Here is an 11,330-nt window from a genome sequence, read left to right as displayed (position 1 = left end):
GGTCCGCGACTTGATGCCACTTCATATGCCAGCCGCGGATCAATCGGTTAGAATGCCCCCCCAATTCACCCCGATCCTTGAGGACCGCCATGTTCAGCCGTGATTTGACCATTGCCAAGTACGACGCCGAGCTCTTCGAAGCCATGCAGCAAGAAGCTCTGCGCCAGGAAGAGCATATCGAGCTGATCGCTTCGGAAAACTACACCAGCCCGGCAGTCATGGAGGCCCAGGGCTCGGTCCTGACCAACAAGTACGCCGAAGGCTACCCAGGCAAGCGCTACTACGGTGGTTGCGAGTACGTCGACGTCGTCGAGCAGCTGGCCATCGACCGTGCCAAGGAACTGTTCGGCGCCGACTACGCCAACGTCCAGCCGCACGCCGGCTCCCAGGCCAACGCCGCCGTCTACCTGGCCCTGCTGTCGGCCGGTGACACCATCCTGGGCATGAGCCTGGCCCACGGTGGTCACCTGACCCACGGTGCTTCGGTAAGCTCCTCGGGCAAGCTGTACAACGCCATCCAGTACGGCATCGACAGCAACGGCCTGATCGACTACGACGAAGTCGAGCGCCTGGCTGTCGAGCACAAGCCGAAGATGATCGTTGCCGGCTTCTCGGCCTACTCGCAGGTGCTGGACTTCGCCCGCTTCCGCGCCATTGCCGACAAGGTCGGTGCCTACCTGTTCGTCGACATGGCCCACGTTGCCGGCCTGGTTGCCGCTGGCGTGTACCCGAACCCTGTTCCGTTCGCCGACGTGGTCACCACCACCACCCACAAGACCCTGCGCGGCCCGCGCGGCGGCCTGATCCTCGCTCGCAAGAACGAAGAGATCGAGAAGAAGCTGAACTCCGCCGTCTTCCCTGGCGCCCAGGGTGGCCCGCTGGAGCACGTCATCGCTGCCAAGGCCATCTGCTTCAAGGAAGCCCTGCAGCCTGAGTTCAAGGCTTACCAGCAGCAGGTCGTGAAGAACGCCCAGGCCATGGCCAGCGTGTTCATCGAGCGTGGTTTCGACGTGGTTTCCGGTGGCACCCAGAACCACCTGTTCCTGCTGTCGCTGATCAAGCAGGAAATCTCCGGCAAGGATGCTGACGCCGCCCTGGGCAAAGCCTTCATCACCGTCAACAAGAACTCGGTACCGAACGACCCACGTTCCCCGTTCGTCACCTCGGGCCTGCGTTTCGGCACCCCAGCCGTTACCACCCGTGGTTTCAAGGAAGCCGAGTGCCGCGAGCTGGCTGGCTGGATCTGCGACATCCTGGCTGACCTGAACAACGAAGCGGTGATCGACGCCGTGCGTGAGAAGGTCAAGGCCATCTGCAAGAAGCTGCCGGTTTACGGCAACTGATTGGCGATTGCCTGACAGGAAAAAGCCCGGCCTAGTGCCGGGCTTTTTCGTTGTCGAGCCATAAGCAATTTTCCAGCACTGTCGCGATCCAGGTAGGAGCGGCCTTGTGTCGCGAAAGGACCGCAAAGCGGTCCCGGTTATCACGGTGGCGAAGCTGCAATCGTGGGGCCGCTATGCGCCCCTTTCGCGACACAAGGCCGCTCCTACAAAAAAAAAAGCGCGACACCCTGCTGGGAGCGCGTATTACCCTGTGCCCCTTTGATACCCGCAAGCACAGGCCATACCTTGACCAGAGAGCAACTCGAAACCCACCAGGTCCCGATCTACTTCGTCGCCGTGCTCGCCGCCGTCGCCTTCGGCCTGCTGACCAGCGACGCTGCGCAGCTCCTGGAAGCGCTGGTTACCCCCGCTATCGCCGCGCTGATGTACGCGATGTTCCTGCAGATCCCCTTCCTCGACCTGCGCCAAGGCCTGAGCAACCGCCGCTTCATCAGCGCCTTGCTGCTGGCCAACTTCATCCTTGTGCCGCTGCTGGTATGGGCCATCACGCGTGGGCTGGTGGCACACCCGGCGATACTCGTCGGCGCCTTGCTGGTGCTGCTGACACCGTGCATCGACTACGTGGTGGTGTTCACCCACATCGGCAAAGGCGACTCCCGCCTGACCTTGGCCGCCACCCCCGTGCTGCTGTTGGTGCAACTGGCACTGCTGCCGCTCTACCTGGCCCTGATGCTGGGTGACAGCAGCAATGTGGCCATCTCCATCACCCCGTTCGTGGAAGCCTTCGTGCTGCTGATCGTGCTGCCTATGGCGCTTGCCGTGCTCACCAGCGCCGGCGCCCGTCGCTCGCGTACGGTCTCGACCTGGAACGACGCCTGGGCGTGGATGCCGGTACCCGCCATGGCCCTGGTGCTGGTGGTAGTGATCGCCTCGCAGATTGCCGTGGTGCTGCGTGATTTCGACCGTTTGCTGCCGGTGATTCCGGTGTACATCGGCTTCATGCTGTTGGCGCCGGTGCTCGGGTTCGTTGCATCGCGCTTGCTGCGCTTGCCAGTGACCGAGGCACGCTCGGTAACCTTCAGCGCCGCCACGCGCAACTCGCTGGTGGTGCTGCCATTGGCGCTGGCGCTGCCAGAAGAAATGCGCGGGCTGGCCGCCGCTGCGGTGATTACCCAGACGCTGGTGGAACTGGTGTGTGAACTGGTTTACGTACGGGCAGTGCCGCTGCTGGTGCGCTGAACCGCCAGCGCACGCCAGAGCAACTGTCTGTTATGCCTGCGCTGGCCTCATCGCCGGCAAGCCGGCTCCCACAGGTGCAGCGCTGATCTCGAGGTTGTCGCTGTACCTGTGGGAGCGGCCTTGTGTCGCGAAAGGGCCGCGACGCGGCCCCAAGATCCCAGAAGTCGAAGCCTCACATCGCCACAGCGAGGCGAATGATCACTCAAACGCCCGAGTAGAAATCTGCTCGAACGCCACTTCGGACATATCCGGCAAATCAACCGACAAGGCCTCCCTGCTACCAAGTCTGGAGAATGATCCGGACGAGCGCATGCAGCATGTGCTCGATGAGCTCAGGGAGCGGGTTCAGTGGCTGGCGCCAGGGTTGACCTGGCACGCTACAGCGTTCATCCCATCGCCGTTCCGCCCTTTGAGCATCCGTATTCAACGTTGCATGCTATAAGGGAATCCCGTACATTCATATGCATACAGTAATTGAAACGCCTACGTTCCAAAGAGCCGCTGCCAAATTGTGGTCTGACGAAGAACGCGTGGCTTTCATCGACTGGATTGCGGTCAATCCGCTCGCGGGGGATGTAGTACCCGGTGCGGACGGCGCACGAAAAGTTCGATGGACCCGCCCAGGTTCTGGTAAGTCCGGTGGCACACGGGTGATCTACTTCAACCTGAATGAAGATGAAATTGTGCTGTTGCTTACGGTTTATGCGAAGGCTGAACGTGCCAACATGAGCCCCGCTGAAATCAGCAAGGTGGTGTGAAATGCGTGACATCGATATAGAAAGTGTTGCCAAGGCCATTGAGGCTGATGCGGGTGAGCCATTGCCTGACCTGCGCCAAGCGCTCAAGGAAGCCAAGATTGGCGCTGGGCGAGTAACCACGCCGGAGCAGATTCTGGTTCGCCAGGCCCGCGAACGCTGTGGGCTAACCCAGGCATCATTCGCCGAGCGTATTGCAACACCGGTCGCGACGCTGCGTGACTGGGAGCAAGGTCGCTTCGTGCCGCCAGGCGGTGTGTTGTGCCTGATGCGCCTGATCCTCAAGCATCCTGAGCTGTCACTGGAGCTGGCCGCGATCTGACCACAGGTCCAATTGGGCTTGATCGCCGGCTGCGCGTCGGCGATCAAGCATTTCCCCATTCACAGAGCCTTCATCTCAGCAATATCCCGCGCCACCTGATCTGCAGAATGGTCGAACATCACCTGCTCCTGCGCATCCAGCGGCAACTCGATCACCCGCGCCAGCCCCTCCCCTGCCAGCACACAGGGCACACCCATGGCGATATCCGTTCGCCCGTACTCACCCTCCAGAATCGCCACCGCCGGCAAGATGCGGTTTCGCCCATTGGCGATCGCATCCACCATCTGCGCAATCGCCACGCCCGGCGCATCGCAGGCGCTACCCAGCTTCTTCAGCCCCAGGATCTCGCCACCACCCTTGCGGGTGCGGTCGACGATCTGCTCGATCTGCTCGCTGGAAAGGAAGTGCGACAGCGGCACCGAGCCGATCTGGCAATAGCGCATCAGCGGCACCATGCTGTCGCCATGCCCGCCCAGGACCAGCGCCGTGATATCCCGGGCAGAAAACCCGGTCTGCTCGGCGATGAAACACTTCATGCGCGCGGTATCCAGCACCCCTGCCTGGCCGAACACCTTGCTGCGCCCCTGCCCGCTGAGGCTCCAGGCGCGATAGGTGAGCACATCGACCGGGTTCGACACCACCAGCACCGTCGCCGTTGGCGCATGCTGTTTGATGTCCGCCATGATGCTATCGATAATCGGCAGGTTGATGCTCAGCACGTCCTGACGCGACTGCCCAGGCTTGCGCGGCACGCCTGCGGTAATGACCACCAGCTCAGACCCTCCCAGCATGTCAGCCTTGGCCCCGCCTTGAACCCGGGTGTCGGAACCCGACTCGACTGCCGCCTGCCACACGTCCAGCGCCTTGCCCTGGGCCAACTCACCCTGCACATCCATCAACACCAGCTCACGGCACAACTCTTCCCGGGCGATGATCTGCGCCGCCGCCTCGCCGACCATGCCGGCACCCACGATTGTCAGTTTGTTCACGTGACACCTCCCAGCGGCGCGCGCCACCAGGAACACGCCTGCAATACACAGAAGTATTGCCCGCTGAGGCGAAAAGGCCACTCGAAGGTGATGTGAGGCTCTCGCTGCTACCGCGCAGCGGGTCGGCAACAACTATGCTGTTGCGATCAAAGCTGGTCTCTCAAGGACACCTCCATGAGTGCTGCCTCGCTGCCCGAACTCGATTCCGCATTGCCAGGGCTGACTCGCAAGATCCGCGTGCTCGAGGCACTGGCCTGGCCGGACGGCATCGAAGAGGAATTCCTGAGGCAATGGCGCACCGGCAAGGCGCAGTTGCCCAAGGTGGTGCTGCAACCACGCGACCACAACACCGACATTGCCGCACTAGAGGCTTTTATCGGGCAGTGCGATCAGGGGCACCCGGCCGGGCACTTCCTGGCCACAACAGCGCGTAGCTATGCCACTGCCGGGCGCATGCTGGGGGCCATCGGCACGCCCGCATTTACTCGATATTCCTCGGCGCTGTACCGCCGCCCGGACTTTTTCTACCCCAAGCAGAAACTGACCATGCTCGACGCGGCCCGTTTCTTCCTCACGACCACCGACGCCCTGCTCGGCGGTGACCAGATTCCGCCGAGCGAGGCCGACATCCCGGCCGAGGATTTCGCCGCCTGGATGCAGCCAGAGTTGGACCGCTTTTTCGGTGCCGGCCGGGTCAGGATCGTGCTGGACCCGGCCCTGGCCGCCAAGGCGATCGCCGGGAGCAGCCGCATCCGGTTGCGTGCCAGCGCCCTGTTCAGCGAACTGGACAAGCAGCAACTGCTGCAGCACGAAGCCTTCGTGCATGTGGCCACCGCACAGAATGGCGCCAACCAGCCCAACCTCAAGTGCCTGGGCCTTGGTGCGCCGCGCACCACCCAGACCCAGGAGGGCATTGCCACGCTGGCCGAGTTGTTCACTGGCAGCATGGACATCAACCGCTTGCGCCGTGTTGCCCTGCGCGTGCTCGCGGTGCAGCAGGCTCTGGATGGCGCGGATTTCATCCAGGTATTCGAAGGTTTTCTGCAAGCCGGCCAGTCGCCGGAAGAGTCCTTCCGCTCCACCCAACGGATTTTCCGCGGTGCCGAGCTGCGTGGTGGCTCGGCCTTTACCAAGGACGCCGCCTACCTGACCGGCTTGCTGGGCGTGCATACCCTGCTGCGCGTGGCGATCCGTGACAACCGCCCGGAGCTGGTGGGCCACCTGTTTGCTGGGCGCCTGAGCCTGGCCGATACCGTGCGCCTTGCGCCGCTGTTCGAGTCTGGCTGGCTCCGAGCGCCGACCTATGTACCAGCCTGGGCCAGCGACATGCGCCGCCTCGCCGCCAACCTGGCCTTCTCGGCCTTCATTGCCCAGATCAGACTCGATGTGCTCGACCTGAAGATGTTCATGGCCTTTGCCGACGAGCACGAATCGGACGCCAGTGCCCAGTGATCTGAAGCCATCACTACTCCTGTAGGAGCGAGTTCACTCGCGAACACGGGCGAAGCCCGTGCTATCCCCACCGCCACTTACCATGACCATTATTCAAAAATCACGCCGTACTTGTAGGAGCGGCCTTGCGTCGCGATGGGCTGCGCAGCAGCCCCAACAACGCATCTGAAATACTTCCGGCCACCGAGCAAAAGGCCAACCCGCACCTGGGCCAGAACGATCCGCCAGCCTCGAATCCGCCAAACAACAAAATCCACTTTCTTCCGGTAAGCCAGCTTGTCGTGCTCAGGTACCAGTGCCATCCACACCACCACCTGCACCCTGCCACAGGTAAAACACATATCCATGAGTTAACGCGGCCCCTGTAGGAGCTGGCTTGCCTGCGATGGGCTGCGCAGCAGCCCCATAGCGGCCTTGAGCAGAGGGCCAGCCACAAGGGTGATATCTGGCCCGCCACTCACCAATGATCCTGCCTAACTAACAGGGTCCTGCCCGTTTCGCTCCATCACCTTCCCACACTGCTCACTGGCCAAACGGCTGATGATCCGGATCGCCTGATGGATACCGGCAGTGTTGCGAAAGCTCAGGTGTGGGTTGTGTTCGCACTCCAGCATTTCGTCGTGCTGGACCAGGGCTTCGCCTAGCAGTTCGAGGGTCCAGGCGTAGCTTTGGATGGTGGATAGGCGTTCTTGGTCAGTCATGGCGTGCCTCCCTTGTTGCAGAGACAGAGCGAGATTGACTGGAGGTGAGATCGCTGAGGGGCGTCGAGGAACGACGGTGGAGAACGAATGCGAGGATCTGTAACGGATTTTCGGTGGTCATGCATGAGTTCCTTTCGTGATGGAACTGCCACCGCTCGCGGCCAAGCAAGTTAAGGTGGCAGCAGTACGCGGGTTGGCCGACCGGGACGAAAGGAGCCCGGCACACCCGAAGGTGTCCCGCGCACCACCGCCATAACGCGACATCGCGGGCACAAAAAAGCGCCTGCGATGAAGACTGGGCGCTGATGCGCCTTTCGATTCCGACCGGCCAAGGTCGCATCACCGATGCTTCGGCGACGGGGGGACTTTATTCCCGGGTGGCTGTTTTCGCAAGTTTCCAAGAGTACGAAAGGTCTGTGCGTTTCGTAGGAAGATGGCTACCCACAGATTGGCTGCCATATGTGACCGAGGCTCACAAAGAGAAAACGAACGAGGCCCGTGCCGTTTGCCACAGGTAGAGCACATATCCCGGGATTACCACGGTCCCTGTAGGATCTGGCATGCAGGCGTGGCGATTAGATGAATCTGGAATGGGGTTGCAGAGAAATGATGGAGCATGTGCCTAAGCCGTTTTATGACGGTCGAGCGACCGTTTATCTGGATCAAAATGTCCTCACAATGGCGCTTAAGGAGAGGGATCCCGATTTCTTTAGGCGGCTCGTCAGTGGTTTTCAGGTGGTTTACTCCGATGACACCTTGCGTGAAATCAAGCGCAGCGGGCAGCCTGAAAAGTTCTTGCAGGTGCTCTGCGATCTGAGCGCCATGCATTTTAAGTACGATCTAGACGCTTCGTTCAATCCGACAGGGCGCGTCCTGATCTGCACCTTGTCGGCCCGCCAGGCATATGACAACTACCTGACAATCGAACCCGTCTACGACGCGTTGCTCGCGTCGGCGCATCAAAGCACGCTCAAGATGTATGGCGGGCGAAAGGACAGTAGCTTCGAGGACATCTCGAGCGAGCAAGTCGACGCTTTCCAGCGTCTGATAGATCACCTTTCGGCTCAGATGGACGAACTCGCCGACAGTCACCCTGAGGTTGCTGCTGCGATCGACAAGCAAATCGAAACTCTGCAAGAGCAGTACAATGCTGTGTCACTCCTGTCAGCCCAGGAAATGGCCAAGCACATCGAAGAGGCAAGCGAGGTGTCAGGCATCAGCCGATACCGAGAGGCGGTCGGCGCTGGCCCTAAGCAACTCAACAATATTGAGGCGCCGAACATAATCCAGAAGATTTGGGCTATGTACCAAGACTTGGAGGGCTACAAGGGCATGGGCTACAGCATTGAGGATTTCCTAGGTATCTCCGTGAACCCGGTCTACGGTCGTGAGATGCATCAGCATGAAAAGGTGACTGGCATTTACAACGTGCTCAATGTCATCGGCTACAAGCCGGACAACCGTCTTGACCGTGAGCACCGCCACATCGCCGCAATCAGCGACGCCGCCCATGCAGCGATTGCCTCCCATGCTCAACTGCTGCTCAGCGCGGATACTGCGTTTGTGGGCAAAGTCCGAGCGATCTATGAGTATTTGCAAATCCCTACGGAGGTGGGACTTGTGTCGTCGGGGGATGACCCCATCGTGGTGAGTGGCTAGACAGTTCCAGGCCAGTGACGGCGCGTTCACCTGCGTTTGAGGCGTCTTCTCTGTGACGGGAAGCGCGGGTGACGTACATTCTATGCCCTAGAGTCGCGACACTAGCGAAGCTCGTGCCGTCTACCCCGGCGCCTACCCCACTGCCACAGGTAAGCAAATATCCAGGAATTAGCGCGGTCCCTGTGGGAGCTGGCTTGCCTGCGATGGGCTGCAAAGCAGCCCCATACTCTACCTGGCAGGAATAAACCCCAAGCGACCTTTGGCAGAGGGCCAGTCGCCAATATCTGGCCCGCCACCCAACAACGATCTTGCCTAACTCTCAGGACCCTGCCCGTCTCGCTCCATCACCTTCCCACACTGCTCGCTGGCCAAACGGCTGATGATCCGGATCGCCTGATGGATACCGGCAGTGTTGCGAAAGCTCAGGTGTGGGTTGTGTTCGCACTCCAGCATTTCGTCGTGCTGGACCAGGGCTTCGCCTAGCAGTTCGAGGGTCCAGGCGTAGCTTTGGATGGTGGATAGGCGTTCTTGGTCAGTCATGGCATGCCTCCGATTGGGCGGAGACGGAGCGGGATTGGCTGGAGGTGAGATCGCTGAGGGCCGTCAAGGAGCGAGGGTGGAGAACGGATGCGAGGATCTTGGATGAACGTGAGGTAGGCATGCATGCAGTCCTTTTCGGTTGAAGCACCACGCTGACCGTCGCCAAACGGTTAGGGTGGCAGCTGTACGCAGGTTGGCGAACCGAGGAAAAGGAGCTCGGCAGACCCGAAGGTCTCCCACGCACAGCCGCCATTACACGAAACTGCGGACGCAAAAAAAAAGCGCCTGCAATCGTGGTCGGGGCGCCGTTGCGCCTTTTCGTTCGGGTCGCCAAACCCGGTCGCGGAATTGGCCGCGACTGGAGCAAGGTATCGCTGTGGGGGCTCTAATGCAAGGTTCTGCGTCGTGTGAATAGTCGCGGAAAACTGTAGGCAAAGATCGGCAGGGGGCGAGCCGAGCTAGAGAGCCTGAACCGCACCAACTCAGTCTGATGCGGAGACAGGAATCGAAAAATAATCATTTCAACCAGTAAAATATGAACAAGACCAGTTTAACAATTACAACGTATCCCTAAACGTATCCCTAAAAGAAAATCCACCTTGAGATGTGGCGACTCACAACTGGATTCAGAAGCGTTGCTCCCCCCTACCCGATCAACCGTTGATTCACGTCAGAATCGCGACTACCTTCGATGGCACTTTGATAACACCAGAAGGTACGCTAATGAACCGTAGGGAAGTGAGGGATTACCTTTTTAGCGACGGTGATGGTTCGCACTCAATCTCAGCCCAGATAAACGCCGCATGCACTGAGGTTAGCCAGCTGCCGGAACGCAGGCTCTTGGAGACTGATGTCGAGGCTTTAGTCCAGTATTTTGTGGAAAAATACGACGTTGAAATTCCCACTCTCCTTCGAGATGAGATCGTTGCATCCCAGCATGAGCGGCAGGTGGAGGTCTGGGATCACTGGGACAGGCAGATGAGATCTGTTCCTGGTGAAGCGTACGACTTCGAAGTCCCTTTTCAAGGGGAAGCAGATATCTTTAAGCTGCGTCCCAGCTCGTTCGATTTCAATCCTCCTCGGGCCCAGGTTCGCAAGCAACATTTGGCCTTCACCATAGCCGATCGCTCGCTCACCCCTGAGACCATCAAGGCACAGCTCGATTCGACGCTTGCGTCCATTGAAAAATACTTAGAATCGCATCGCCGCCAGTGGTCTGGATTCAAGCAGCAAATCGAGAATGCCGTAAGAGCAGAGATAGACGCCCGCCGCACTAAGCTACTCGCCCAAAAGGAAAATGCTTCAAAGCTCTCTGGGCTGGGCATTCGTTTGAAAGAAAAGGCTGGGGATGCACGCAGCTATATCCCGCCAACGGTCAAGCAAAAAGTCGTGCCCCAGCTACCGCCGATGACTCCAGCGATTCCCCCCGAACCAACGCTTGATATGAAGCAGTATGAAACTATTCTTGGCCTGGTTCGTGGAGCTGGTCGGAGCATTGAGCAAAGCTCATCGCGCACGAGGAAGCTTGACGAAGAATCGCTCAGGGACCTATTCCTGGTACCGCTTAATGCCCATTTCGGCACAGCGACAGGGGAGGCTTTCAACTATCAAGGTAAAACGGACGTTCTTATACGCCATGAAGAGGGCAACCTCTTTGTAGCTGAGTTCAAGATATGGGGTGGAGATAAACGCTTTTTAGCCACCATCGACCAATTACTCAGCTACTTAACCTGGCGTGATACCAAGACGGCAATCGTCATGTTTAACCGAAATGCCGACTTCACAGCAGTGGTCCAGAAAATGCGGGACCTAGTGAAAAGTCATCCCCGCTATCTCAGCGGCCCGGTCAGCCTGGATGAAACGAGCGACCGTTATGTGTTTTCCCTCCCCCAGGACAGTGGACGTAAAGTGACTGTCTCCTTGCTCGCCTTTGACTTGGGTAGAGACTGACAGCAGATCTCCCCTGCCAAGGCTTACCAGGCAAGCCGGCCTCGACCGCGATCCTTACCCGCCCCGTAAAGATCGCGGTTGCCGTTCGAAAATTTGCACAATTCACTGGAGTTCACCGAGTTCACCGGTTCACTAAGCTGAGAGGACGTTCGCTAACGAAGAGCCGCGGGTTTCCTGCCCCGTATCTCAACGCATCTCTCAGGGTCCCCGGCAGCTTCTAGGATCGGGAAGGGGGAATTGGTTCAGCCGCTGAAGGCACCCCTCAACTAGGGGGCATGGGGTTGCTAGATAAGTACAAATCCAAATCGGTGTAACACGTGTAATGGGTGTAACGACATCGAGTAACTTATTGTTTTTAAAGGATAAAACAGCGAAACACG

General features: G+C 59.3%; 11 protein-coding genes. 7 read left to right on the top strand and 4 right to left on the bottom strand.

Going from position 1 to position 11,330, the window contains the following annotated elements:
- Window positions 1-89 precede the first annotated feature (89 nt).
- The 4 genes from glyA to ACGLHT_RS18895 all read left to right on the top strand — a co-directional run bounded on the left by glyA (window position 90) and on the right by ACGLHT_RS18895 (window position 3,659).
- Window positions 90-1,343 (top strand): serine hydroxymethyltransferase, encoded by a 1,254-nt coding sequence (glyA, locus tag ACGLHT_RS18910; protein ID WP_003256308.1) that lies wholly within the window; start codon window positions 90-92, stop codon window positions 1,341-1,343.
- A 285-nt stretch (window positions 1,344-1,628) separates the two neighbouring features.
- A complete protein-coding gene (locus ACGLHT_RS18905; protein ID WP_274119767.1) occupies window positions 1,629-2,582 on the top strand; it encodes an arsenic resistance protein in 954 nt (317 codons plus the stop codon).
- Between the two features lie 530 nt (window positions 2,583-3,112).
- Window positions 3,113-3,340, top strand: coding sequence for a type II toxin-antitoxin system RelE/ParE family toxin (locus ACGLHT_RS18900; RefSeq protein ID WP_394520010.1), 228 nt, complete (start codon window positions 3,113-3,115; stop codon window positions 3,338-3,340).
- A gap of 1 nt (window position 3,341) precedes the next feature.
- Window positions 3,342-3,659, top strand: coding sequence for a DNA-binding transcriptional regulator (locus ACGLHT_RS18895; RefSeq protein ID WP_075043684.1), 318 nt, complete (start codon window positions 3,342-3,344; stop codon window positions 3,657-3,659).
- A 59-nt stretch (window positions 3,660-3,718) separates the two neighbouring features.
- Here ACGLHT_RS18895 and ACGLHT_RS18890 read toward each other — a convergent pair whose 3' ends face one another.
- A complete protein-coding gene (locus tag ACGLHT_RS18890; protein WP_274119769.1) occupies window positions 3,719-4,648 on the bottom strand; it encodes a malate dehydrogenase in 930 nt (309 codons plus the stop codon).
- A 174-nt stretch (window positions 4,649-4,822) separates the two neighbouring features.
- Here ACGLHT_RS18890 and ACGLHT_RS18885 point away from each other — a divergent pair, with 174 nt between their 5' ends.
- Window positions 4,823-6,100, top strand: a complete 1,278-nt coding sequence (locus ACGLHT_RS18885; protein ID WP_274119770.1) for a flavohemoglobin expression-modulating QEGLA motif protein — start codon at window positions 4,823-4,825, stop codon at window positions 6,098-6,100.
- 89 nt (window positions 6,101-6,189) lie between these two features.
- Here ACGLHT_RS18885 and ACGLHT_RS18880 read toward each other — a convergent pair whose 3' ends face one another.
- Window positions 6,190-6,402, bottom strand: a complete 213-nt coding sequence (locus tag ACGLHT_RS18880) for a hypothetical protein (protein WP_274119771.1) — start codon at window positions 6,400-6,402, stop codon at window positions 6,190-6,192.
- A 171-nt stretch (window positions 6,403-6,573) separates the two neighbouring features.
- Window positions 6,574-6,801, bottom strand: a complete 228-nt coding sequence (locus ACGLHT_RS18875) for a hypothetical protein (protein ID WP_015268870.1) — start codon at window positions 6,799-6,801, stop codon at window positions 6,574-6,576.
- 579 nt (window positions 6,802-7,380) lie between these two features.
- Between ACGLHT_RS18875 and ACGLHT_RS18870 the strand changes: the two genes are divergently transcribed.
- The gene (locus ACGLHT_RS18870; protein ID WP_274119772.1) at window positions 7,381-8,460 is read left to right on the top strand and encodes a hypothetical protein; all 1,080 of its coding nucleotides are present in this window, start codon (window positions 7,381-7,383) and stop codon (window positions 8,458-8,460) included.
- Between the two features lie 312 nt (window positions 8,461-8,772).
- On the opposite strand, the gene ACGLHT_RS18865 is transcribed toward ACGLHT_RS18870, so the two are convergent.
- On the bottom strand, window positions 8,773-9,000 hold the full coding sequence (locus tag ACGLHT_RS18865) for a hypothetical protein (RefSeq protein ID WP_274119773.1): 228 nt from the start codon (window positions 8,998-9,000) through the stop codon (window positions 8,773-8,775).
- A 723-nt stretch (window positions 9,001-9,723) separates the two neighbouring features.
- Here ACGLHT_RS18865 and ACGLHT_RS18860 point away from each other — a divergent pair.
- Window positions 9,724-10,950 carry a hypothetical protein gene (locus tag ACGLHT_RS18860; protein WP_274119774.1) on the top strand — a complete coding sequence of 409 codons (1,227 nt, stop codon included), beginning with the start codon at window positions 9,724-9,726 and terminating at the stop codon, window positions 10,948-10,950.
- Window positions 10,951-11,330: the final 380 nt, after the last annotated feature.

Source organism: Pseudomonas sp. PsB, from assembly GCF_043658375.1.
GTDB classification, from domain to species: domain Bacteria; phylum Pseudomonadota; class Gammaproteobacteria; order Pseudomonadales; family Pseudomonadaceae; genus Aquipseudomonas; species Aquipseudomonas putida_Z.
The sequence above is the reverse complement of the archived record's forward strand: the minus strand, read 5'-3'. Positions and strand labels throughout refer to the sequence as shown.

Coding starts and splice junctions, on each gene's coding strand:
- ACGLHT_RS18870 (WP_274119772.1), top strand. CDS start 7,381: ATGAATCTGGAATGGGGTTGCAGAGAAATGATGGAGCATGTGCCTAAG.
- glyA (WP_003256308.1), top strand. CDS start 90: ATGTTCAGCCGTGATTTGACCATTGCCAAGTACGACGCCGAGCTCTTC.
- ACGLHT_RS18860 (WP_274119774.1), top strand. CDS start 9,724: ATGAACCGTAGGGAAGTGAGGGATTACCTTTTTAGCGACGGTGATGGT.
- ACGLHT_RS18895 (WP_075043684.1), top strand. CDS start 3,342: ATGCGTGACATCGATATAGAAAGTGTTGCCAAGGCCATTGAGGCTGAT.
- ACGLHT_RS18885 (WP_274119770.1), top strand. CDS start 4,823: ATGAGTGCTGCCTCGCTGCCCGAACTCGATTCCGCATTGCCAGGGCTG.
- ACGLHT_RS18880 (WP_274119771.1), bottom strand. CDS start 6,402: ATGGCACTGGTACCTGAGCACGACAAGCTGGCTTACCGGAAGAAAGTG.
- ACGLHT_RS18875 (WP_015268870.1), bottom strand. CDS start 6,801: ATGACTGACCAAGAACGCCTATCCACCATCCAAAGCTACGCCTGGACC.
- ACGLHT_RS18865 (WP_274119773.1), bottom strand. CDS start 9,000: ATGACTGACCAAGAACGCCTATCCACCATCCAAAGCTACGCCTGGACC.